This is a genomic window from Paraburkholderia sp. EG286B, from assembly GCF_040965655.1.
Lineage (GTDB): Bacteria > Pseudomonadota > Gammaproteobacteria > Burkholderiales > Burkholderiaceae > Paraburkholderia.
On sequence record NZ_JBFRCF010000038.1, the window covers coordinates 16931 to 40217 of the forward strand.

General features: G+C 64.7%; 16 protein-coding genes and 2 pseudogenes. 14 read left to right on the plus strand and 4 right to left on the minus strand.

The window, feature by feature from the left end; all coding sequences use genetic code 11:
- Nucleotides 1-475: 475 nt before the first annotated feature.
- Both AB4Y42_RS40105 and AB4Y42_RS40110 read left to right on the plus strand, forming a co-directional pair.
- A pseudogene (locus AB4Y42_RS40105) lies at nucleotides 476-1618 on the plus strand (nitrogen regulation protein NR(II)); the annotation flags it as partial.
- Between the two features lie 993 nt (nucleotides 1619-2611).
- Nucleotides 2612-4297: a sialidase family protein gene (locus tag AB4Y42_RS40110; RefSeq protein ID WP_368697379.1), complete on the plus strand. Its 1686-nt coding sequence runs from the start codon at nucleotides 2612-2614 to the stop codon at nucleotides 4295-4297.
- 285 nt (nucleotides 4298-4582) lie between these two features.
- Here the strand turns inward: AB4Y42_RS40110 and AB4Y42_RS40115 are convergent, their stop codons facing one another.
- Nucleotides 4583-5407 carry an NAD-dependent epimerase/dehydratase family protein gene (locus AB4Y42_RS40115; RefSeq protein WP_368697380.1) on the minus strand — a complete coding sequence of 275 codons (825 nt, stop codon included), beginning with the start codon at nucleotides 5405-5407 and terminating at the stop codon, nucleotides 4583-4585.
- 69 nt (nucleotides 5408-5476) lie between these two features.
- Nucleotides 5477-6733 carry an MFS transporter gene (locus AB4Y42_RS40120; RefSeq protein WP_368697388.1) on the minus strand — a complete coding sequence of 419 codons (1257 nt, stop codon included), beginning with the start codon at nucleotides 6731-6733 and terminating at the stop codon, nucleotides 5477-5479.
- Nucleotides 6734-7297: 564 nt separating this feature from the next.
- Here AB4Y42_RS40120 and AB4Y42_RS40125 point away from each other — a divergent pair.
- The 4 genes and pseudogenes from AB4Y42_RS40125 (at nucleotide 7298) to AB4Y42_RS40140 (ending at nucleotide 10315) form a co-directional block, all read left to right on the plus strand.
- Entirely contained in the window at nucleotides 7298-8032 is a 735-nt protein-coding gene (locus AB4Y42_RS40125) for a ribonuclease activity regulator RraA (RefSeq protein ID WP_368697381.1), read from the plus strand.
- Between the two features lie 29 nt (nucleotides 8033-8061).
- A complete protein-coding gene (locus AB4Y42_RS40130; RefSeq protein WP_368697389.1) occupies nucleotides 8062-8991 on the plus strand; it encodes an SMP-30/gluconolactonase/LRE family protein in 930 nt (309 codons plus the stop codon).
- Nucleotides 8992-9012: 21 nt separating this feature from the next.
- Nucleotides 9013-9447 (plus strand): annotated as a pseudogene (locus tag AB4Y42_RS40135) (aldose epimerase); the annotation flags it as partial.
- A gap of 178 nt (nucleotides 9448-9625) precedes the next feature.
- Nucleotides 9626-10315: a FadR/GntR family transcriptional regulator gene (locus tag AB4Y42_RS40140; protein WP_368691208.1), complete on the plus strand. Its 690-nt coding sequence runs from the start codon at nucleotides 9626-9628 to the stop codon at nucleotides 10313-10315.
- A 214-nt stretch (nucleotides 10316-10529) separates the two neighbouring features.
- Here the strand turns inward: AB4Y42_RS40140 and phaP are convergent, their stop codons facing one another.
- Complete coding sequence (gene phaP / locus AB4Y42_RS40145) at nucleotides 10530-11093, minus strand: TIGR01841 family phasin (protein WP_368697382.1); 564 nt, start codon at nucleotides 11091-11093, stop codon at nucleotides 10530-10532.
- 444 nt (nucleotides 11094-11537) lie between these two features.
- Between phaP and AB4Y42_RS40150 the strand changes: the two genes are divergently transcribed.
- The 3 genes from AB4Y42_RS40150 to AB4Y42_RS40160 all read left to right on the plus strand — a co-directional run bounded on the left by AB4Y42_RS40150 (nucleotide 11538) and on the right by AB4Y42_RS40160 (nucleotide 15383).
- Nucleotides 11538-13001, plus strand: coding sequence for a catalase (locus tag AB4Y42_RS40150; protein WP_368697383.1), 1464 nt, complete (start codon nucleotides 11538-11540; stop codon nucleotides 12999-13001).
- Between the two features lie 276 nt (nucleotides 13002-13277).
- Nucleotides 13278-13895, plus strand: coding sequence for a cytochrome b (locus tag AB4Y42_RS40155; RefSeq protein ID WP_324160187.1), 618 nt, complete (start codon nucleotides 13278-13280; stop codon nucleotides 13893-13895).
- A gap of 21 nt (nucleotides 13896-13916) precedes the next feature.
- Nucleotides 13917-15383 carry a glycosyltransferase family 2 protein gene (locus tag AB4Y42_RS40160; RefSeq protein WP_368697384.1) on the plus strand — a complete coding sequence of 489 codons (1467 nt, stop codon included), beginning with the start codon at nucleotides 13917-13919 and terminating at the stop codon, nucleotides 15381-15383.
- 270 nt (nucleotides 15384-15653) lie between these two features.
- Here the strand turns inward: AB4Y42_RS40160 and AB4Y42_RS40165 are convergent, their stop codons facing one another.
- Nucleotides 15654-16388: a DUF2459 domain-containing protein gene (locus AB4Y42_RS40165; protein ID WP_368697385.1), complete on the minus strand. Its 735-nt coding sequence runs from the start codon at nucleotides 16386-16388 to the stop codon at nucleotides 15654-15656.
- Nucleotides 16389-16675: 287 nt separating this feature from the next.
- Between AB4Y42_RS40165 and AB4Y42_RS40170 the strand changes: the two genes are divergently transcribed.
- The 5 genes from AB4Y42_RS40170 to AB4Y42_RS40190 all read left to right on the plus strand — a co-directional run bounded on the left by AB4Y42_RS40170 (nucleotide 16676) and on the right by AB4Y42_RS40190 (nucleotide 22686).
- On the plus strand, nucleotides 16676-18082 hold the full coding sequence (locus AB4Y42_RS40170) for a circularly permuted type 2 ATP-grasp protein (RefSeq protein WP_324160190.1): 1407 nt from the start codon (nucleotides 16676-16678) through the stop codon (nucleotides 18080-18082).
- Between the two features lie 34 nt (nucleotides 18083-18116).
- Nucleotides 18117-19070, plus strand: a complete 954-nt coding sequence (locus tag AB4Y42_RS40175) for an alpha-E domain-containing protein (RefSeq protein WP_368691213.1) — start codon at nucleotides 18117-18119, stop codon at nucleotides 19068-19070.
- A 52-nt stretch (nucleotides 19071-19122) separates the two neighbouring features.
- Nucleotides 19123-19923, plus strand: a complete 801-nt coding sequence (locus AB4Y42_RS40180; RefSeq protein WP_368691214.1) for a transglutaminase domain-containing protein — start codon at nucleotides 19123-19125, stop codon at nucleotides 19921-19923.
- A gap of 53 nt (nucleotides 19924-19976) precedes the next feature.
- The gene (locus AB4Y42_RS40185) at nucleotides 19977-20858 is read left to right on the plus strand and encodes a peptidase (RefSeq protein WP_368697386.1); all 882 of its coding nucleotides are present in this window, start codon (nucleotides 19977-19979) and stop codon (nucleotides 20856-20858) included.
- Between the two features lie 130 nt (nucleotides 20859-20988).
- Nucleotides 20989-22686, plus strand: a complete 1698-nt coding sequence (locus tag AB4Y42_RS40190) for an acid phosphatase (protein ID WP_368697387.1) — start codon at nucleotides 20989-20991, stop codon at nucleotides 22684-22686.
- The last annotated feature ends 601 nt before the right edge of the window (nucleotides 22687-23287 follow it).

Below are 23287 nucleotides of genomic sequence, written 5' to 3' on the forward strand. Positions count from 1 at the left end.
ACGCGCCCCGTTGAGCAGATCGGTTACGGGACGCAGAAGCTGTCCCGGCCCTCGCCATTGCCTGCCGTTCGTGTCCCGCCGAAGCAAGCTTTCATCCTCGCGGTCAATGGCAGTTGTCGGACGCGAAGCTGGCATCCACATGTCCGCCTAACAATGGTTGCGCATGACGCCTACTGGCCGGCTAGCCCCCGACGACCGAGCGCGCGATCGTCGGGGGCGGGCGCGAGATGCAAAAGGCATAACCCCCCCTTACGGCCGTTCTACCTGACCTTGAGTCAACGGCAGCTTTGTGGGGCGAAACGGCGGTTAGCCGAACCTCCAAGAGACTAGCCCAACCGGGTTCCATCGCAAACCTTACTCGCCAGCAAGTCTCGTCCAGCTGCCGAGGGCATGGATTTCCCTCTCTTTGACCGCCGGGCGGCAAGCGTAAAATTTACTCTTCCCCTACATACGCGCTTGCAGAGGGTTATGAATAATGGACGAGAACTTGGAAGCGCACGATTCGGCACGCGAAACGGAGGAGCAGTTCCGCATCCTCGTTCAGGGCGTGACCGACTATGCGATCTTCATGTTGTCGCCGACAGGAGTGGTGACCAGCTGGAACGTTGGTGCGGAGCGGATCAAAGGGTATCGGCGCTCTGAAATCGTCGGCGAACATTTCTCTCGCTTCTACACGGACGAGGAAAAGGCTGCCGACTTGCCGGCGCGGATACTGAGGATAGCCGCTAAAGAAGGCCGGGCCGAACACGAAGGATGGCGAGTGCGCAAAGACGGCAGCCGGTTCTGGGCGCACATCGTAGTCGATGCCATCCGGGACGAGGCGGGCGTGCTCGTCGGATTCGCAAAAATCACGCGCGACATCACAGAGCGCAAGCAGGCGGCGGCCGCTCTCGAGAAAGCCAACGCGGCGCTCTTTCAATACCAGAAGTTGGAGGCGATCGGGCGCCTGACCGGCGGTGTTGCGCACGACTTCAACAACCTGCTGGCAGTGCTGTCCAACGGTCTGGAAGTGCTGGCAACCCAGTCGCGCACGGAAATCGACAGGAGGATGATCGAAAGCATGCGACGGGCGATCGACCGCGGCGCCTCGCTTACGCAGCAACTGCTCTCGTTCGCGCGACAGCAGCCGTTGCAGCCGCAGGTTCACGAGCTTAACGGACTTATCCGCGAGTTCGCGCCGATGCTTTCGCGCGCGGGCAACCGTAGCACGCATGTGGAGTTTGCCCTGTGCCCGTCGGATGCATTTGCCTTGATCGACGCCCCGCGTCTTGAGGCCGCGCTGCTTAACCTCGTTGTCAACGGAGTCGACGCCATGCCGACGGGTGGCACCGTCACGATCGCCACGGATACGGTTCAGTTGGACGCGGATACGATGCTGGCTGTCCCGGCAGGCCGCTACGTGCGCATTTCGGTGTCGGATACCGGTGTGGGTATGACCGACGCGGTGCTAGCGCAGGCATTCGAGCCGTTTTTCACCACCAAGCAGCCGGGCAAGGGAACGGGGCTGGGGTTGAGCCAGGTCTATGGGTTCATCACCCAGTCGGGCGGCGACGTACGCCTATCCAGCCAGTTGGGCCAGGGTACAACGGTGAACATTTATCTGCCCGCCGCGGAACCCGCATCGTGTGCCGGCGCTCCTCCTGCCCCGACGATATAGATAGTCCCTCCCGTCGAGGGCGACTTCGACCTGGTGGGTGTGGCGTCGCCATTCCGACTTCCGAACCCGCTTAGACTGCCGACGCACTGGTCTGAAATTGACACTCCTCAATATCCTGCCTTCTGCGTCGTTCGGTGTTGTGGGGTGTCGTTACGCCGCCGCCAGTCTGTGCTCGGAAACTCCTCACTGAAGCGCGAAAAGGGACGACCGAAATCGGCTTTCGAGGACGAGGAAAGCTGCAAGGAATCCGATGACTGCTTGCCAGAGTCAAGCGGCCGCATGGTCGGCCGTGCGGCAGTCCGGGCCAATGTCCCTTCATGGCCAAACCCAAAACTTTCTGCAGCCGGACATGCTCTTCCAGATCGCCAGCTAAATGAACGGCCCTTCGAGAACTTCCTTTGACGCTGAGCGTGAACCAGAGGAGATCTGGCGACGTTGACGCAGTTTGCGAGGATGCAGGATCGACGACGCTTGTAAGCGGGATTCATGGCCGACTACTGCCTGGAGCGGTTGGCAGCAGCCGACCTGGAAGCGCGATCATTCTCATTCACAGCAAATAAGCATTCCGAATAAAACGACGACGCTTGAAAGGACTGAGGCGTCGAACAAGCGATCCTCTATGGCTCCCCTGGAGCTCAGTCATCATGCTTCTGCAAGCGCGTACATTATTTGACCGTGGTTCTGCAATCCTCGTACCAAGCCAATATTAGTGAGGGTGCCGCGTGATGAACTGGCATCCGTAATGTTTTTTTCACACAAATGCGACTACAGCGACCTAGTGTGTTTTGGTAGTTGCATCTTCGCTGCATGTCCAGGCGGACGGTAGCAAGCGTTGGTTTTGCGGTGGGGCAAGTCGTTTTCACATGTACCGGAAGATCACGGTGTGGAAGTCATGGCGCCGGTGATGGACAGCCGGCAGTGCACAGGCGTTTTCCCTTTTTCGCGAGGCTCAGAATGAAAATCAATATCAGGCGCTTATCCCGGTTTGCTTTCCAGGGCATGGCAGGTGGCGGTGTCATTGCGCTCGCGTGCTCGATCGGCCCGGGTGCGCACGCGCAAACGCTCGGATCGCTCGTCCAGGTAGCCGCGGGTGACCCGTTCAGCGGATGCACCGCCGACCAGGTGCATGCGCAGGAATCGGCATTCGGCAGCGTCCTGTATTCTTCGACCTCGATCGAACCATGGATTGCAGTCGATCCGACCGACCCGTCTCGCCTCCTCGCCGGCCACCAGCAGGATCGCTGGAACGACGGCGGTTCACGCGGGCTTGTCGGCGTCGCTTCGAGCGATGCGGGTACAACCTGGTCCAATTCGATTCCGACCGGCGTGACTGCGTGCACCGGAGGCAAATTCCGGCGGGCTTCCGATCCCTGGGTAGATTTTGCGCAAGACGGAACGGCCTTCTTCTTCTCTCTGGTACTGGACCCCGCGCAGCCGACGACTCCTTTCGGCGCCCGAAATAGCGGCATGCTAGTCAGCCGCTCCGCTGACCACGGCGCGACGTGGCAGCCTCCCGTTACGCTGATCCGTACCAACTCGCCGCACGTGCTCAATGACAAGAACTCGCTCACTGCGGATCCGACAGCGAACAAATACGTCTATGCGGTCTGGGATCAGTTGAGCGTGTTCCCGCCAACGAAGGAGGGCGCCCAACTGCTCGCGCAAAATGACGGTGTTGAGATCGCGCGCCAATTGGCGGGCCTTTCTTCGACATGTGGGACGCCGCCGTGCGCGGGTGGTGCCCCCTTCTCCAAATTTAGTTTTACCGGCCCGAGCTTCTTCTCACGTTCCACCGACAATGGCGTGACGTGGAGCACAGCCGCACCAATCTACCAGCCGGGCACGAACGCGCAGACAATCGACAACATGGTGCGCGTGCTGCCTGATGGAACCCTGCTCGACTTCTTCACCGCGATCAACGTCACGCCATCGCCCCTGAGCATCGGCTATATCAAGTCGACGGACAAAGGCGCGAACTGGTCGGGGCCGACGTTCACCAACGATATTCATACGGTCGACGGCGTGGTCACCGGCGTGGTCACACCTGACAGCGGTCAGCCGATACGCGACGCCGCCATTCTTTACAGTGTCGCAGTGAACCCAGTCTCGGGGGCTATCTATCTTGCCTGGCAGGACGATCGCTTTTCGTCCGGGACCTGCACCACCCCCGGCGGATCGATTCCGATTGTCGGGATCGTCTTCAGCGAGTCGGATGACGGCGGGGCGACCTGGTCAGCACCCGTGATGATCAACAAGACGCCGCCGAACGGTACGAACCCCTGCCGTCAGCAGGCTTACATTCCGGCGATAGTGCCGTCGGGCGACGGCAATACGATCGTGGTGACCTACTACGACTTTCGTAATGATACGAACACGCCTGTGGGCTTCGAGGGCAGCGACTATTTCGCGGTGTTCTGCTCGACCGCAACTGCGTGCACGAACTCTGCCAATTGGGGTAACGAACGGAAACTGACTGATGCCTCGTTCAACATCCTCAACGCACCCGTAGCGGGTGGACATTTTCTCGGCGACTACATGGGTCTGGCCGCTAGCGGACCCAAAACTATTTACCCCTTGTTCGGCGTCGCCACGAGTGCCAACGTGACGGCCGAATACACCCGCAAGATCACCTTGCCGTGAGCGCTAGCGGCGGCGACTGGAGGAGGTCGCCGCCCATTAACCGGAAGCATTTGTAGGCGACCGATTCGGCCGACGCGGAAGTTGGGCATGCGCGCTGCACTCCTCGCCAGGACGGCGGGGAGAGTGCCTCATTGAACTGGGTGGGAAACTGTCATGAGGCAGACGGTGACAGGCGTATTCGACAGCTACTCGCATTCGTCACAACTGGCACTGGGTGGAGCGGGCGTAGCCAAGACGCGCGCCCCCCGAGGGGCGCTCAAACGCAAACACCGGAAAAGCGGCGAATCAAGACCGCTTGCCGCGCTGCTCCACCGGCGTGAAATCGAAGCTGGCGAAACTACCGCCCTGATACCGCTGCGCCGTCGCGTCGAGCGGGTTCTGCTGCGCCAGAATTTCAGCGGCCCAGTCTTCCGAATTCTGCTTCGGCTCATAGCCAAGGCGTTTCGCGTCGTCGTGCGCGCCTTCCTGAATCCAGTAGCTGCGTGTGTTGTTCGACACGCCCCACACCACGGCAAAGCCGATCTCATCCACATTGATCACACGATCGACGAGATGGAACAGATCCTCGTGGCCGAACCACGTGCTCAATTGACGGAACTCGGTGGGCCTCGGCAGGCAACTGCCGATGCGCACGTTCACGGTTTCGATGCCGTGCTTGTCCCAGTACAGGTGCGCGAGCGATTCGCCCCATGCCTTCGAAAGCCCGTAGAAGCCGTCCGGGCGGAACGCGCAGTCGAGCGTGAGCTTCTCTTCCACGGGGTACATGCCGATCGCGTGATTCGAGCTCGCGAACAGCATGCGTTTCGTACCGTGGCGACGCATGCCTTCGTAGACTTCGACGAGACCGCGCAGGTTGTTCTCGATGATCTCGGGCAGGGGGCGCTCGACGCTCGTGCCGGCCATATGGATCAGCACATCCACGCCGTCGAGCAGGCGGTCGACCACGGCGGGGTCGCGCAGGTCGCCGTGCATCACGTCTTCGCCCGCGACGAGCGGTTCGAGCGGCTTCGAGCCGGCCGCGGAACGCAGGTTCACGCCACGTTCGAGCAGGCCCTTGCGCAACACGGTGCCGAGCTGGCCGCCCGCACCGGTCAATGCAACTTTCTTCACTGTGATTGTCCTCACGTAGAAATGCCGAAAGCCGGCACCCTCGCGGGCGCCGGCCGGTGAACAGGGCGATCAGGCCTTCACTTTGTGCGAGGACTGAAGCGCGAGGCTGCCCGCATTGTCCTTCTGCTCGTTCGAGATCAGTCGCCATGCCACGCAGGCGCCGATGATGTCGAACAGCATGAGGCACACGAACAACGGGTTATAACCGATCGTGCTGGCCACTGCGCCGACGATGAGCGAGAACACCGTCGCGCCGAGGTAGCCGAACATGCCCGAGAGACCCGTGGCCGTGGCGACTTCGTGCTGGCCGAACACGTCCGACGCCAGCGTGAACAGCGCGCCCGAGATCGTCTGGTGTGCGAACGTGCCGACACAGAAGAGGGCGATGGCGGCGTAGGGGCTCGCAACGAGACCTACGCAGGCCGGACCGACCATCAGCAGCGCGCCGGTCGTGATGACGAGCTTGCGCGAGGTGATGAGCGAGCAGCCGAACCAGCGGATGAAGAGCGGCGCGAGGTAGCCGCCCACGAGACAGCCGAGGTCGGCGGCGAGGAATGGCATCCACGCGAACAGCGCGATTTCCTTCAGGTTCATGTGACGCACGGTGACCATGTACAGCGGAATCCACGCGCCGAAGGTCTGCCATGCCGGTTCCGCGAGCATGCGCGGAATGCCAATGCCCCAGAAGCGGCGCGTCTTGAGCACTTCCTTGAACGAGGCGCGGCGGCCGCGGGTCGACTTCTGTGCTTCGGTCTGCCCTTCGCGGATGTAGTCGGCCTCTTCCTGCGAGAGCCGTGGGTGTTCCGCGGGCATTTTGAAGAACACGAGCCACAGCGCCACCCAGATCAGCGCGCCGCCGCCGGTGACCACGAACGCGAACTGCCAGTTGAACTTGAGAATGCACCACACGACGAGCGGCGGAGCGAGCATCGCGCCGATCGAGGTGCCGGTGTTGAGCCAGCCGGTCGCGACCGAGCGCTCCTTCGCCGGGAACCATGCGCTGATGGCCTTCATCCCGGCCGGGAAGATCGCGGCTTCGGTCATGCCGAGCATGCCGCGGAAAGCCGCGAGCGCGGGCCAGCTGCCGGCGAGGCCGTGCAGCATGTTGGCGATGGCCCAGCCGAACGCGAAGATCGCGAAGCCGATCTTGATGCCCACGGAGTCCAGCACGAAACCGGCGACCGGTTGCGCGAGGGCATAGCAGGCCTGGAAGGCCGTGACCACGTACGAGTACTGCTGCGTGGTCATGTGAAGCGTTTCAGTCAGCGTGGGTGCGGCCACCGCGAGCGAGCTGCGCGCGAGGTAGTTGAAGATGGTGCCGATCATGATGAGGCCGATGATCCACCACCGCACCCCCTTGATAGTCTTGCGTTGCACTGCGCGTCTCCTGCTGTTGGCGGGCTCCGGCACGAAGCGGTGCCGGAAGGTGAGCCCGAATGGCTGTGTTTCTGTGCGTGGCGCCCCGTGCTGGCCTGGGTCGCTTCAGGCGGCAGCGGCGCTGGTCTCCCGCTGGCCGGGATGAAGGGCCGCGCCGGTGCGCATCGGCCCTTCATGTAAGACATCATTCTATTTGGACCAAAGTTGTAAAGCAAATCTTGAGGCGCTGGGGATTTCCCTGGTGCGGGATCGGGGTCGGACGCCCGGCGCGGCCGCTGGACGGGCATTTATTGACTTGAGTCACGTTTTCACCGGCGGCATCGGCCGGATCTTCCGAGCGATTTCACGCCTATCCAAATACGAGTCGTCATACATCCTGGGGCGGCCCGCAGCGCAATGGCGGGTTGACAATTTTCGTGTTGTATTACAACAATGCGACCCATCCGCTCGACAGTTTTTCGAGCCGCCGCCCGCGCCACGCGCACCACGACACACGACAACGGACGAGACACGATGACTTCCCCCGCCATCCCCGTGAGCGATGCCGCGCTCGAACAGCTGCGCCACGTTTCCAACGCCACGCTCACCACGCAACTTTTCAAGCGCGGCCTGCGCAACGTCTTCCTGCAGGGCGTGAAGCCGCTCGCCGCACCGGCGCCGGGCGCTCCCAATCTGGTCGGTCCGGCTTTCACGATGCGCAACATCCCGGCGCGCGAGGACCTCGACCAGCTGAGCGCGTTTCAGAACCCCGAGCATCCGCAGCGCAAGGGCGTCGAGACCGTGCCCGCGGGCGCGGTGCTCGTGCAGGACTGCCGCGGCGTGACCGATGCCGCCTCGATGGGCTCGATCCTCGCCACGCGCATGAAGGCGCGCGGCGTGGCCGGCATGGTTTCGGACGGCCCGGTGCGCGACAGCGCGACCATCGCGGCGCTCGGCATTCCGGTGTTCTGCGCGGGCGCCTCGGCGCCGCTCAATCTCTGCAAGCACCATACGGTCGACCTGAACGTGCCGATCGGCTGCGGCGGCGTGGCCGTGTTTCCGGGCGACATCATCGTCGGCGATGCGGACGGCGTGGTCGTGATTCCGCGTCATCTGGCCGAGGAAGTCGCGCGCGACGCCACGGAGCAGGAGACGCTCGAGCGCTTCATCACCGAACGTATCGAGGCGGGCGCGGCGCTGCCGGGCACCTATCCGCCGAACGAGGCGACGCTCGCCGCGTACGAAGCATGGAAGAAGGAGCAGCGTTGAGCACGCAGCACGACGTGACGCTCGATGCGGTGTCGACGCCGCCGGTGCGTCCACTCGAGGCGCACGACGCGCGGCGCTCGTCGGTAGGCGAGTGCCCCGTGTGGCGCGCCGAGGAAAGCGCGCTCTACTGGGTCGATATTCCCGCGCAAACGCTCGTGCGCTATGCGGTCGACACGGCGCGCCGCACCGAGTGGACGCTGCCGGAGCGCATCGGCTGCTTCGCGTTCGCGCGCGATGGCGGCGTGCTCGCGGCGCTGGAGACGGGCCTTTTCGCCGTGACGCTGCACGAACCGGCCGCGCACGTGCGGGCAGGCGAGGCGAGCGTGCGGCCGCTCGCGGGCGTGGCGCACGAGGCCGCGCGTATGCGTTTCAACGACGGCCGCTGCGATCGTCAGGGCCGTTTCTGGTCCGGCACGATGGTGCAGGACGCGGCGGCGCCCGACCCGGCGGGCAAGCTCTATCGCTACACGGCGCAAGACGGCTTGTCGGCGCCCGTGGTCGAGGGGTTGTGCACGCAGAACGGCCTCGCATGGTCGCCGGACGGCCGCACGATGTATCTGTCCGATTCGCATGCATCGAGCCGCCTGATCTGGGCCTTCGACTACGACATCGACGACGGCGTGCCCACGAATCGCCGCGTGTTCGCCGATCTGCACGACTACACGGGGCGCCCCGACGGCGCGGCCGTGGACGCCGACGGCTGCTACTGGATCTGCGCGAACGACGCGGGGAGCCTGCTGCGCTTCACGCCCGCAGGGCGGCTCGAGCGCAGCGTGGCGGTGCCGGTGGCGAAGCCTTCGATGTGCGCGTTCGGCGGGGCCAACCTCGACGTGCTTTACGTCACGACGATCTGCCCGCCGCAAACCGGCGAGCTGGACGGCCTGGTATTCGCCATCGACGCCGGGGTGCGCGGCCTGCCCGAGCCCGCTTTCGCGGGTTCGCTGCGCGCGACCAACTGACCTTTGCCCTTTACGCGTTGCGCGGGCCATCACTTCTATTTCGCGCTGCCGCACGCGCAGCGCAGCGAGGCGACGATCGTGCTGCCGCGCAATCTCCGGCGCCGTCAGTTGCCGGACGGCACGACGACCGGGGCCGCGCCGGGCGCGACGCACTATCGCTTCGACGACGCGCAGATCATCGACCGCTTTCATTGCCTCGACGGCGAACCGGATCAGTCCGTGCGCATCGAGATGCCGTCGCAGCAGCGCGCGATCGAAATCGATCTGCGCCGGCCCGGTTCGGCGTCATGGGATGCGGTCACGACCTGGACGCTCGCGCCCGATTCGGACTTTTACTGCGTCGAGCCGTGGCTCGGCCTGCCCGACGCGATCCACACCGGCCTCGGCCTGCGCTGGCTGGAGCCGGGAGAGACGCAGAAAGCGGCACTGCGCATCCGCGTAAGTGCGCTGCGGTAGGGCGCGGCAGCGTAAAAGTGCAAGCGGCCGTAAATTGGCCGCAAATTGGTAAAGCGGGACGGAAAGGGCGGAAACACCCGCAAAATAGGGGCTGGCCGGGGGCGGGTGGACGCTATCGGCCCGCCATATGACTTACAATTGACGACACTCCTGACAACCCAAAGTGCACCGTCCGATCATGTCTGAGCAGAAAGCGCCGAATATGCCGGCGCGGATTTACAGCGACATCCTCAACCGCATCATCGAGGGCGAATACAAGGAAGGGGAGCGCCTGCCGACCGAGCACATGCTCGCGGAGCGCTTCGCGACCTCGCGCCCCACTGTGCGCGAGGCGCTTGCCCAGCTGCGCGCGGACGGCATCATCGCCACGCGCCACGGCTCGGGCACGACGGTCATGCGGCGTCCCGATCCGGACGTGCGCCGCTTCGCACCGCTCGAAACGCTGTCGGACATTCGCCGCTGCTACGAATACCGCGTGGTGGTCGAAGCCGGGGCGGCCTCGCTCGCCGCGCAAAAGGCCGAAGACGAAGACATCGCCGCGATCCAGCGCGAGTGGAACAACCTGCAGACCATCATCGAGACCTCGGGCATCGGCGCGAAAGACGACTTCGCGTTCCATATGGCCGTGGCGCGCGCCTCGAAGAACCAGTTCTTCATCACGGCGCTCTCGGGCATCCAGGAGCAGATGGTGTTCAGCATGAACCTGTCGCGCAACCTCTCGCTCGTGAAGTCGATCGAGCGGCAGCGCCTCGTGCAGCAGGAACACCTCGAAGTGCTCGAAGCGATCCAGGCGCGCGACCCCGAGCGCGCATCGACTGCCATGCGCGCGCATCTCGAGCGCGCGGTGAACCGCATGTTCGGCTCCTGAGCCCGCCTGCGCGGCGCGTGCCTTCATGGGTTCAAACGCTCTGCGCCGGCTGGCTGTTGCGAGCGGCCGCGTAACGCCGATATCTGCTTTCGCGTTGCGCCGGACCGGCCAATAGCAAACGGGCGTGGAACTCGCATTGCACGAGATCCACGCCCGTCTTCAGTCCGGCTGGCGGCAGCTGTCGCCCCCGCCAGCGGAAAGTCAAGCGTAACGCTTAGGCAGCCTGCTTGGCGGCGCGCGCCGACGCTTGCGCGACGGCCTTCGTCGCGGCCTTGCCGGCGGCGTCGAAGTTGCTTTCCGCGAATTCGACAGCCTGCTTCGCAGCCTTGTTCACCGACGCGTACGCGTTGTTGGCGGCGTTCAGCGCCGACTTGATCGCGGCGACAGCGGCTTCCGAGCCGGCCGGGGCGTTCTTCACGGCGTTGTCGACGAGCGTTTCGAGCGCGCGCTGCTGCGTTTCGTACTGCGACTGGGCGGCGGTGGCGAATTCGGCTTGCGTGGCCGAAACGATGCCGTAGACGCTGCGGCCATAGGCCAGCGCCTTTTCAGCGGCGGGCTGGGCGAAGCCGGCCTGCACGGCGAAGAAGCCTTGCGGGTCCTTGGCCGAGAGTGCGCGCTGGGCTTGTTCCTGACCTTCGGCGAACGCCGAGCGGGCCGTTTCGATGTTGAGTTCGGCGAGCTTGACCGCGCCTTCGAATGCCTTGTTCGTCAGGCCGAAGAGGGCCTCGAGACCGGCTTTCTGGTTGGCGGCGAACTGTTCGGGGGTCGGCAGGTTCATGTCTCTTTCCTTTTGGGGGACGCTACGCGTCGGTTTCGGTTACGAATACAAACTTTCGGTTCGATCACCGGTTCGCGCAGAGAAGGTTTTGTGCGATGCAGCAATCGAGTTCATGGTAACTGATCCATAAAACGTGTCAAGAACTTTTTGTGCGTCGCAACAATTATGTAAACGCCTGATTTTGGGTGGAAATTTCCAACACGGCGACAGATGCCCCGCCGGGCTGCGCGGCGCGTGAACCGCTTGAGCGCAGCGCTTCGCGTCTGCGCGCAAAATGGCCATTCCCTCGGGCGAGCGCGGGTGTCGAAGGTCGGCACCGCGCGCAGCCCGGGTTGGTCCCCCAATCTAGCGGTGGCGGCTCCGACTGCGGCTCGAACGCCCTGCAGCAGTCGAACGGGCGCGGTGCGCGCAGCCGCCATGCGCGAATCCATCAGGAGAGCGGTAATGGGTGCATCGAACGACAAGTCTCGCGGTCATTCCACGACGAGCACGGGCGCGCCGGCTGTCAGCGACCGCAACTCGCTCACGATCGGCCCCGACGGCCCGATCGTGCTGCACGACGTGCATTTCCTCGAGCAGATGGCGCATTTCAATCGCGAGAAGGTGCCCGAGCGCCAGCCGCACGCGAAGGGCGCCGGCGCGTTCGGCGAACTCAAGACTACCGAGGATGTGTCGCGCTACACGAAGGCTGCCTTGTTCCAGAAGGGCGCGAGCACGGAAATGCTGGCGCGCTTTTCGACCGTCGCGGGCGAAATGGGCAGCCCCGACACCTGGCGCGACGTGCGCGGCTTTTCGCTGAAGTTCTACACGACCGAGGGCAACTACGACCTCGTCGGCAACAACACGCCGGTTTTTTTCGTGCGCGACCCGATGAAGTTCCCGCACTTCATCCGCAGCCAGAAACGTCTGCCCGACTCGGGCCTGCGCAATGGCGAGATGCAATGGGACTTCTGGACCAACAATCCCGAGTCGGCGCACCAGGTCGCCTATCTGATGGGCGAGCGCGGCCTGCCGAAAACGTGGCGCCACATGAACGGCTACGGCTCGCACACCTATATGTGGGTGAACGCGAAGGGCGAGAAGTTCTGGGTCAAGTACCACTTCCACACCAACCAGGGCATGCAGTTCTTCACCAACGCCGAAGCCGCGGCGATGGCGGGCGAGGACGCCGACTTCCACCGGCGCGATCTGTTCGATGCGATCAAGCGCGGCGAATATCCGTCGTGGACGCTCTCCGTGCAGGTCATGCCGTACGCGGAGGCGAAGAAGTACCGCTTCAATCCGTTCGATCTCACGAAGACGTGGTCGCACAAGGACTATCCGCTCATCAAGGTCGGCACGATGACGCTCAACCGCAACCCGGAGAACTTCTTCGCGCAGATCGAGCAGGCCGCGTTCTCGCCGGGCAACACGGTGCCGGGCATCGGCCTCTCGCCGGACAAGATGCTGCTGGGCCGCGCGTTCGCCTATAACGACGCGCAGCGCGCGCGGATCGGCACGAACTTCAACCAGCTGCCGGTGAATCGTCCGAAGGTGCCCGTGCAGACCTACATGTTCGACGGCAACATGACCTACGAACATAGCGGCAACGCACCGACTTACGTGCCGAACAGCTTCGGCCGTCCGTGGGCGGATTCGACGGGCGCGGCGGACGACGGCTGGGAAGCCGACGGCGACATGGTGCGCAGCGCCTACTCGCTGCACGCGGAAGACGACGATTTCGGCCAGGCGCACGATCTCGTGCGCAACGTCTACAACGACAAGCAGCGCGAGGCGCTGATCCAGCAGGTGGTGGCGAGCCTGAGCGGTGTGGGCAGCCCTGTGCGCGAGCGCGTGTTCGACTACTGGAAGAAGATCGACGCCGAAGTGGGCTCGCAGATCGAAAAGCAGGCGGCCACCGCGAAATAAGCCGCCGAAGCCGCGAAAGAACCGGAACGGGTTGCATAGCCCGTTCCGGTTTTTCTTTTGTGCGCGGACGTTGCGGGGGCAGCGCATGACGGCCGGCCGCCGCCAAACTGGCAGAACCGTCATCTGGCGGATTCTGCAGCGTCAGGGACGAGGGGGCATAATGCGCGAGTCGCCGTGTGGGCCGCATCGCGCCATCCCGCCGACGGACCGCGCGCGGCGGGAATAAATTTGCCGCACCGGGCGTTATCCCTACTGATCCGCAACGGCCAAGCCCACGTGAAAACTCCCCTTTCCGCCGAATCCCCGTTTGTCGGTGCCGACGCTGGCGCGCAAAAGTACACGCGCGTTGCCGTGCTATTGCACTGGTTGATCGCGCTACTGATCCTCACGAACGTCGCCCTGGGCCTGACTGCCGCGCTGCTGCCCGACGGCGCGCTTTCGGACACCGCCATCCGCTTCGTGATCGATACGCACAAGTCGATCGGCATTACCGTACTCGGGCTCGCGATCCTGCGCGTGCTGTGGCGTCTCACGCATCGCCCGCCGGCGCTGCCCGCCGAATTCCCGGGCTGGGAGCGCGCGTCGGCCCACGCCGCGCACGTCGCGCTCTACGTGCTGATCTTCGCGATGCCGCTTTCCGGCTGGCTGCACGACTCCGCATGGGTCGCCGCCGCCTCGCATCCCATGTATCTCTTCGGCCTCGTGCAATGGCCGCGCATCGGCTTCATCATGAACCTCGATGCGGCCACGAAGGAGCAGTTGCACAACCAGTTCGGCGCGCTGCATACCGCGTGCAGCTATGCGCTCTATGGCGTGCTCGCGTTGCATATTGCGGGCGCACTCAAGCATCAATGGATCGACCGTCATTCGGTGCTGCGCCGGATGATGCCGTGAGCAACACGAGAAGGGTACGACGTGAAAAACATGCTTGAAGAGGCGCTCGCCCGCACGTCGCCGCGCCTCGTGCCGCCTCCCACGCCATTCGCGAGCATCGCGATCCACCTGGGCGTCATGGCGCTCTGGTTCGTGCTGTTTGCGCGTGCGTTCTTCCTGCAGGGCGTGGTCGCGTGGTCCACGGGCATTGCCTATGTCGTCTACGACACGGTGTTGCTGCTGTTCGTCGCCTGGAAGGCGCGCGTGCTGCTTGCGCCTGCGGCAGCGCCCGCGGCCGTCGGCGCGGCGAAGCTGCCGACGCTCGGCGTGATCGTCGCCGCGCACAACGAAGCGGCCGTGCTGCCGATCACCCTCGACGCGCTGTTCGCGCAGACCCGCGCGCCGCAGCAGATCGTGATTGCCGACGACGGCTCGACCGACGGCACGGCTGCCTTGCTCGCGCAGCGTTATGGTCTGGCCGACCCGGGCGAAGGCCAGTTGAGCGCGCCTTCGCCGCAGTATCCGAATCTGCGCTGGCTGAAGCTCGCGCACGGCGGCAAGGCGCGCGCGCTCAACGCGGCGCTGCTTGCGATCGCAACGGAAACGGTCATGACCGTGGACGCCGATACGCTGCTCGAACCCGACGCATGCGCCGCGATGGCGAGCGCGTTTGGCCGCGAGCCGGCGCTGGTCGCGGCGGCGGGCCTGCTCACGCCGGTTTGCGACCATACGTTGAGCGGGCGCTTTTTCCAGTGGTTCCAGACCTACGAGTACATCCGGAATTTCATCTCGCGCTTCGCGTGGATGCGCGCCGACAGCCTGCTGCTGATCTCGGGCGCGTTTGCGGGCTTTCGCCGCGATGCCGTGATGACCGTGGGCGGCTTCGATGCGGATTGCCTCGTCGAGGACTACGAACTGATTCACCGCTTGCGCCGTCATTCGGCGCGCAAGGGCCTGGGCTGGGACGTGCGCGTGCTCGGCACCGCCCGCGCGCGCACCGACGCGCCCGGTACGCTCACGACCTTCCTGCGTCAGCGCCGCCGCTGGTTCGCGGGCTTCCTGCAAACCCAGTACTGGTATCGCGACATGACCGGCAACCGCAAGTACGGCAAGCTCGGCATCATGATGCTGCCCGTGAAGGCATTCGACACCGTGCAGCCCATTTATGGCCTGACGGCGTTCGCGCTGTTGATCGGCTTCCTGTTCGACGGCCGCTTCACGATCGTGCTGCCGGTGCTGGGTGTGATCGTCGGCAAGATCGCGATCGACCTCGCGTTTCATCTGTACTCCGTACATCTCTACCGGCGCTGGAGCGGCGACCGCGCGCACTCGAGTTTCGGCATGGCGTTTCTCGCCGCCATCTTCGAGCCGTTCTCGTTCCAATTGATGCGCCACAGCGGCGCGGCGCTCGGCTGGCTGCATTTCCTGCTCGGGCGGCGCAAGTGGGGCGTGCAAAGCCGCACCGGGCTGGCGGCGGCGCGCAGCCGCGAGAGCGCGGCGTCTCAATGATCTGATTTCCGTGGCATTCGACTTGCTCCCAGCTTAAAAGGGCCGCGCAAAGCGCGCGGTGCCGGCCTTTAAACCGGTCAGGGAGAGTCAAATGTATCGATTCAGCGTCCTCGCTTTACTATTGCCGCTCGCACTAGCAGGCTGCCTGTCGTTCAGCAGCAGCGATCCCAACCCGCCGCCGCCGCGGACCGTCGTCGTCCCGCAGCAGCCGGCCACCGAGGCGCCGCCACCCCCGCCGGGTGCGGCTTGTGTTGCGCCGTGCTGATCGATTCACCGACTTGCGGCAGCGTTGGGCATCGCGCCGTCCGGCGCTTTCGTGTCCAGCGCGTGCCGCACTTCGCGCATCAGGCTGCGCGCGAACAGCACGTCCGGTACATCGTCGAGACCCGCCGAGCGCAAGGCTCGCGCGGTCCACGTGTTGCAGGTATGCAAGGCGTCGTAAGTCCCTGACGCCGCGAAATAGACGCTGCCCGTATAAGGTCCGTCGGCGAGGCGGCGCGGTGCGCCATCCGCATCGGTTTCCAGCGAAGTGCGCAGATAGCGCTGAACGCTGGCAAGCCCGGCGCCGTCCACTGGCACCTCCACGACGTTCTGCGAGCCGAAGGCCGCCTCCGGGGCCGCGCGCAGTACCGTCATCAGCACGGTAGCCTGGCTCGGCATGAGCGCGCCGATCATCGTCAGCGGATCGTGGCGGCGTTCCACCACGAACTGTCTCTCTCCAAAGCCGAAACACAGAACGGTTGCGTCGTCGAAGCCGCGCGCAAGTGCATCGACCCAGACGTCCGCGTCGTGCACACGCAGGCAGATGTCGGTGTGCCAGTCGCGCTGCACGACGGCAACGGACGTGCGCGGTGGGCCATCATCGGCCACCGGCTCGATCGCGGCCGGCAAGGGGCCGGCCATGTTCGTGCATGCGCCGAGTGCGAGCGCGAGCACGATCGCGCAAAGCGCTTGCCAGGCAGCAATTCTCGTTGGACGCTCGTTCACGCAGGTCGCTTCGATCATTGGAACTCAAGGCCCTCCAGTTGTGTGCTGCGCCTGCATATAGCATGCCGCGCGAGCGCGTTGCACCAGCTTGAGGCGCAAATGCAGCGCTGCATTGGCATGCCCCGTTTCGACACGGCCGATCCCGCCCGCGTTGCACCAATCGAGCGCATGAAACCAGGCTCAGTCGATGGCATACGCCTTGCTTTTTAGCCTGTACTGCAGCGCGCAGCGCATCTCGCCTCATTCATGAGACGAAACGCGGCGGCGCCGCTGACGCAGTTGCACTCACGCGCGAGAACGAACCGATGCAAGTCCATGACGAAATGCGCGACGAGGGCGCGGTGCGCCCGCACTACGAACGCTTCCAGCGGTGGCTCGAGAGGCAGACTGGCGAGACGATGGCGCGCAAGCGCGCCGAGGCGGACCTGTTGTTCAGGCGGGTCGGCATCACGTTCGCGGTGAACGGCGACCTCTCCGGCACCGAACGGCTCATTCCTTTCGACCTCATTCCACGCATCATTCCCGCAGACGAATGGGTTCTGCTCGAGCGCGGACTGCGCCAGCGCGTGCAGGCGCTAAATCTGTTCCTGCACGACGTCTATCACGAGCGCAACATCGTGCGCGCCGGCGTGATACCGGCCGAGCAGGTCTACACCAATGCGCAGTACCGGCCGGAGATGCAGGGCATCGACCTGCCGCTCGGCGTGTATGCGCATATCGCGGGCATCGACATCGTGCGCGATGGGCGCGACGGCGCGTTCTACGTACTCGAAGACAATTTGCGCGTGCCCTCCGGCGTCTCGTACATGCTCGAAAACCGCAAGATGATGATGCGGCTCTTTCCCGAGTTGTTCGTTCAGCACAAGGTGGCGCCGGTCGCGCATTATCCCGATCTGCTGCTCGATACGCTGCGCTCGGTGGCGCCCGAAGGCGTGGACGATCCGACCGTCGTGCTGCTCACGCCCGGCATGTACAACTCCGCGTATTTCGAGCATACGTTCCTCGCTCAGCAAATGGGCGTCGAGCTGGTGGAGGGCAAGGACCTCTTCGTAGAGGATAACTACGTATTCATGCGCACGACGCAGGGGCCGCGTCGCGTGGACGTGATCTACCGGCGCGTGGACGACGATTTTCTCGACCCCCTGGCGTTTCGCCCCGACTCCGCGCTCGGCGTGCCGGGGCTGCTCACCGCGTACCGCGCGGGCCGCGTCGTACTCGCCAATGCGATGGGCACGGGCGTGGCCGACGACAAGTCGATCTATCCGTATGTGCCCGACATGATCGAGTTCTATCTCGGCGAAAAGCCTATTTTGAAGAACGTGCCGACGTGGCAATGCCGCCGGCCCGACGATCTCGCCTGGACGCTCGAACATTTGCCGGACCTCGTCGTGAAAGAAGTGCACGGCGCGGGCGGCTACGGCATGCTGGTCGGTCCCGCATCCACTCGCGAGGAAATCGAGGCGTTTCGCACCCGGCTGCTCGCGCGGCCAGGCAATTACATCGCGCAGCCCACGCTGTCGCTGTCGGCTTGCCCGACCTTCGTCGAGGCGGGCATCGCGCCGCGCCATATCGATCTGCGGCCCTTCGTGCTCTCCGGCAAGACGATCCAGATGGCGGCCGGCGGCCTCACGCGCGTGGCGCTCAAGGAAGGCTCGCTCGTCGTCAACTCGTCGCAGGGCGGCGGGACCAAGGACACGTGGGTGCTCGAATGATTTCACTGGCCATACCACACCAAGAGGTTCGACCATGCTGAGCCGCACTGCCGATCATCTGTTCTGGATGGCCCGCTACATGGAGCGCGCGGAGAATACCGCGCGCATGCTGGACATCAATCTGAAGGCGCTCCTGCTGCCCGGCAGCGCGGACGCCGAGGCGCGCACGCATCGCGCGATGCTGCGGATCTCCGAACTGGAGCCCGCCTTCGATGCGCGCCACGAGGAAACGACCAGCAGCAACGTGCTCCAGTTTCTCGTGGCGGATCCGACGAACCCGTCGAGCATCTACTCGTGTCTGCAGGCGACCCGCGAGAACGCGCGCGCGGTGCGCGGCACGCTCACCACGGAATGGTGGGAAACGATCAACGACACGTGGCTGCAATTCGTCGAGCTGTTGCGCGGCAGCGAGCTGGAAGCGCGTCCCGATGCGCTGTTCGAGTGGGTGAAGTTCCGCTCGCATCTGTCGCGCGGCGTGCGCCTCGGCACGGCGTTGCAGGACGATGCACTGTTCTTCACGCAGCTCGGCACGTTCCTCGAACGCGCGGACAACACGGCGCGCATTCTCGACGTGCGTTTCGTCGACGTGGAAAATGCCGACTCGCGTTCGGCCGCGCGTCAGCTCGAGGACTTCTATTACTGGACCTCGATTCTCAGCTCGGTTTCCGCGCTCGAAATCTATCGCAAGGTTTACCGCGACGTGGTGACGCCCGCGCGCGTGGTGGAGCTGCTCATCCTCAACCAGCAAATGCCGCGCTCGCTGCTGGCGTCGCTGGACGGCGTCTGCACGAATCTCGCGATGCTGCGCACCGATAGCTCGCGCGAAGTCGAGCGCACCGCGGGCAAGTTGCGCGCCGAGCTGCTTTATGCGGACCTGCGGCAGATCTTCTCCTTGGGCGTGCATACGTTTCTCACGCAGTTTCTCGCGCGCGTGTACGAGCTGGGCAATCAGGTGGCGCGCACCTATCTGATGTTGCCGGTCGGTTAGTGCGATCCCGCGCTCATCGAACTCCCAATCGTCTCGATGGAGGATTGACGTCATGCAACTCGCGGTCCGGCACGACACGGTGTACCGCTACGAAGCGCCCGTGCATTATTCGATCCAGCAGTTGCGGCTGTCGCCGCTCACCACGCCCACGCAGATCGTCAAGCAATGGCAGGTCGAGGCGCCGGGCAAGCTCGACGCAAGCCGCGACGCCTACGGCAACGCGCTGATGACGCTGGTGCTCACGCGTCCGCACACGGAAATTCGCCTGCGCGTGCGCGGCGAAGTCGAGACCGTGGCGCTGCCCGACGGCCGGCTGCCCGAAGGCGAGGGCATGGTGCCGACGCACCATTTCACTTCGCCGACGCGCCTCACCGAAGCCGACGAGGCACTCACGGAATTCGCGTTCGGCCTGGCGCCGCTGGACGATACCGCCGCCATACTCGACGCGGCCTCGCGCATCACGGAGCGCGTGCGCTACGAGCCCGGTGTCACGGATGTGACACACACCGCGGCGGACGCGCTGGCGCTAGGCCGTGGCGTGTGTCAGGATCACGCGCATGTGATGCTGGCGGTGTGCCGCGCGCGCGGCGTGCCGGCGCGCTACGTGAGCGGCTATCTCGACCCCGGCGACGTGCCCGAAATGGCGAGCCACGCATGGGTCGACGTGTGGCTCGACAATGGCTGGGTGACGGTGGACGTCACGCACGCGTGTTTCGCGAGCGAAAAGTATTGCCGGATCGCCGTGGGGCGCGACTACGACGCGGCCGCGCCGGTTCGCGGCCGCCGCGTGGGCGGGGCCGGAGAAACGCTCGATGTCAGCGTGCACGTGAGCGCGCAGCAGTCGCAGCAATAGTTTTGCCGCTATAACACAACGAGCGGCGAAGTCAGGGACGGGCAGGGAGGCGCATGACGTACTGTGTGGCAATGGCAGTGGATGAGGGGCTCGTGTTTCTTGCGGACACGCGCACGAATGCGGGTGTCGATCACATCAGCACGTCGCGCAAGATGGCCGTGTTCGAGGAGCCCGGCGAGCGCGTGCTCGTGCTGCTCGTCGCGGGCAATCTGGCCATCACGCAAGCCACGCTGCAGGTGCTGACCGAGCCGCAGGAAGCGGGGCGCGCCACGCTCTGGAACGCGCCGACCATGGTCGAGGCCGCGCGCGTGGTGGGCGAAGCCGTGCGCGAAGTGCACCGGCGCGACGCGGAAGCGCTCAAGACCTTCAACGTCGACTTCAACTGCAGTTTCATTCTCGGCGGCCAGATCGGCGGCCATGCCATGCGGCTGTTCCAGATCTACGCGGCCGGCAATTTCATCGAGACGTCGAGCGTCAATCCGTATTTCCAGATCGGCGAGTCGAAGTATGGCAAGCCGATCATCGACCGTGTGCTGACGCCGGGCACGCCGCTCGACGAGGCCGCGAAGTGCGCGCTCATCTCCATGGACTCGACGCTGCGCTCGAACCTCTCGGTCGGCCTGCCGCTCGACCTGCTCGTGTACGAGCGCGACGCGCTGCGTGTCACGCGATACGCGTCGCTCGACCAGACGAATGCGTATTTCCAGATGATCCATTCGACGTGGGGCGAGCGGTTGCGCCAGGTTTTCGGTGAGATTCCCGATCCGCTCTGGACCGACGAAGGCAATGTGCCGCGCCGCGAGCGCACGACGTTGCCCAGCGCCCCGCGCGCCGCGCATGAGGGGCACGCGAGCGAACCGCGTCCCGCGCAAACGCTCGCGCAAGCCCAGCCGCACGGCGCCGCAAGCGCGCCGCGTATGCCGCGCGACGGCTAAAAGGGCGGCTTCAGTGCAGCGCTTGTGCGCTGCCTTTTTGCCTCGTCAACTGCGGAACCGGTATCCTGCTGCGTAATATTCGCGGTACGCCGCGCGCAATGCGCGTCCCCTCGACAAAGGAGGCAGGCTGATGAAGCAGAACGACGAACCCAGGAACGGGCGCCCAGACGAACCTTCCATTCCCGCCGGTCCGGACGACCCCGCGCGCCGCCGTGTGCTCGGCGGGCTGGCGGCGGTCGGCGTGGGCCTCGCGCTCGGCGGCTGCGAGACGCCGGCGCAGAGCGCGGCGGGCGCGCCGCGCAGCGCCGCCGACGCGCGCGTCGATGCCGCGTTGCGCGACCAGGTGCGCCAGATCGTGGTGATCTACGCGGAGAATCGCAGCTTCGTCAATCTGTACGGCAACTATCCCGGCGTGCAAACGCCGCTCGCGAATGTGGGCGCCGAGCGCTACGCGCAACTCGATCGCGACGGCAAGACGCCCTTGCCGCAGTTGCCGAAGATCTGGGGCGGCCTCGTGCCCCAGGCGCAGGAGCTGGACGGCACGCGCTACATGATCGCGGAGCACCAGATCACGGGGCTGTCCAACCGTCCTTTTCGTATCGTGGATGCGCACGGCAATCCGCTGCCGAACGGCATCATCACGCGGGACCTGATCCATCGCTTCTATCAGAACCAGATGCAGATCAACGCGGGCCGCAACGACCAGTTCGCCGCGTGGGGCGACTCGGGCGGCCTCGTCATGGGCTTCTACGAGAACTCCGCGCAGACGTTGCGGCTCTGGAATATCGCGCAGCAGTACACGCTCTGCGATAACTTCTTCATGGCCGCGTTTGGCGGCTCGTGGCTCAACCACATCTTCCTGATCTCGGCGCAGGTGCCGCAATACGCCGATATCCAGACGAGCGCCGCGAAACATCTCGCCTCCGTCGTGGAGGGCGACGATCCCACCGGCACGCGCCTGAAGGTCGCGCCGAACTCGCCGGCCTCGGCGCTCGACGGGCCGCCGAAGTTCGTGAACGACGGCCTCTTCACGCCTGATGGCTATGCCGTCAACACGATGGCGCCGCCGTATCAGCCGAGCAACGTGCGCCCTTCGGTAGACGGCAACCCGGCGCTTGCCGATCCGTCCAATCCGCGCGTGCTGCGCCCGCAGACCTATGCGACGATCGGCGACCGGCTCTCGGCGAAGGGCGTCGACTGGGCCTGGTATAGCGGCGCCTGGCAGTTTGCGCTGGACCATCAGGACACCGGCGCGGTGCCCGACTTCCAGTATCACCATCAGCCGTTCAACTACTTTGCCAACTTCGCGCCGGGCACGGCCGCACGCGCGCGTCACCTGCGCGATGCGGGCCTCGGCGACGATCCGTCGACCAATCGTCTGCTCGCGGACATCGACGCAGGGCGCTTGCCTGCCGTGACGTTCTACAAGCCGCAGGGCAACCTGAACATGCACGCAGGCTATGCGGACGTCGAGTCGGGCGACCGCCACATCACGGCCGTGATCGAGCACATTCAGCGCGGGCCGCAATGGGCGAACACGATGATTGTCGTGACGCACGACGAGAACGGCGGCTGGTGGGACCCGGTCGCGCCGCCCGTGGGCGACCGCTGGGGTCCGGGCTCGCGCATCCCTGCGCTCGTGATCGCGCCGTTCGCGAAGAAGGGCTACGTCGATCACACGTTCTACGACACGGTCTCGATCCTGCGCTTCATCAGCCGCGTGCATGGCCTCGCGCCGCTCGACGGCGTGGCCGCGCGCGATCAGACGTTCCTCTCGCGGGAGCAGACGCCGCCCGGCGATCTCACGGCGGCACTCGATCTGGCTTGAGCGCCGCGCGTCTTGATGCATCGAGGGAGAGCGGGCTGCGGCTGTCGCGAAACGTTTGCGCCGCCGCTCGGGGTTGCCCATCCGGAACGCAATTTGATGCATCCGCGACACAAGCGACGAACTCTCTATCCGATCAAGGAGTTGGCGCGCTCGCCAGGCGGTTATCAACAGGTTTGTCACCAAAAACTGTGGACAACTTTGCTGCGCAAAAAACATGCATTTTTCATGTCGTTTGCGAGCTTCCCGTTTCCATTCAAGGACTTGATGCGGATGTCCAGAAGTTGCTAACAGGGCTCTCAACAGAAACTGTGGGTAACTCTCGCCCGCGATGCACCAGGTCTTCGCTATACCGGTCGTGGCTCCTTGATTTAACAGACGCGCTTCGGCGATCGGGCCCGAGGGCACCGAAGCATCACATCAGTCATCCCCTGTGATTTTTTCAGACGCGTCCGAGTGCCGGTTTCGCCTGTCTGCGTGAAACTTAGCTCGCGACTCGCATTGGCCACCGCGGCTCATGCGCGATGGTGCTCCGGCGGTATGTGCCCACGGTGCGCCATCTGGTCAGGACTACAGAACAGGGAATCCCCATGGCGGAATCGGA

What these genes read in the sequence shown, in the direction of transcription:
- phaP (WP_368697382.1), bottom strand. Translation starts at nt 11,093, where the DNA reads ATGAACCTGCCGACCCCCGAACAGTTCGCCGCCAACCAGAAAGCCGGT.
- AB4Y42_RS40185 (WP_368697386.1), top strand. Translation starts at nt 19,977, where the DNA reads ATGACGTACTGTGTGGCAATGGCAGTGGATGAGGGGCTCGTGTTTCTT.
- AB4Y42_RS40120 (WP_368697388.1), bottom strand. Translation starts at nt 6,733, where the DNA reads ATGATCGGCACCATCTTCAACTACCTCGCGCGCAGCTCGCTCGCGGTG.
- AB4Y42_RS40170 (WP_324160190.1), top strand. Translation starts at nt 16,676, where the DNA reads ATGCAAGTCCATGACGAAATGCGCGACGAGGGCGCGGTGCGCCCGCAC.
- AB4Y42_RS40110 (WP_368697379.1), top strand. Translation starts at nt 2,612, where the DNA reads ATGAAAATCAATATCAGGCGCTTATCCCGGTTTGCTTTCCAGGGCATG.
- AB4Y42_RS40175 (WP_368691213.1), top strand. Translation starts at nt 18,117, where the DNA reads ATGCTGAGCCGCACTGCCGATCATCTGTTCTGGATGGCCCGCTACATG.
- AB4Y42_RS40150 (WP_368697383.1), top strand. Translation starts at nt 11,538, where the DNA reads ATGGGTGCATCGAACGACAAGTCTCGCGGTCATTCCACGACGAGCACG.
- AB4Y42_RS40125 (WP_368697381.1), top strand. Translation starts at nt 7,298, where the DNA reads ATGACTTCCCCCGCCATCCCCGTGAGCGATGCCGCGCTCGAACAGCTG.
- AB4Y42_RS40180 (WP_368691214.1), top strand. Translation starts at nt 19,123, where the DNA reads ATGCAACTCGCGGTCCGGCACGACACGGTGTACCGCTACGAAGCGCCC.
- AB4Y42_RS40165 (WP_368697385.1), bottom strand. Translation starts at nt 16,388, where the DNA reads ATGATCGAAGCGACCTGCGTGAACGAGCGTCCAACGAGAATTGCTGCC.
- AB4Y42_RS40190 (WP_368697387.1), top strand. Translation starts at nt 20,989, where the DNA reads ATGAAGCAGAACGACGAACCCAGGAACGGGCGCCCAGACGAACCTTCC.
- AB4Y42_RS40140 (WP_368691208.1), top strand. Translation starts at nt 9,626, where the DNA reads ATGTCTGAGCAGAAAGCGCCGAATATGCCGGCGCGGATTTACAGCGAC.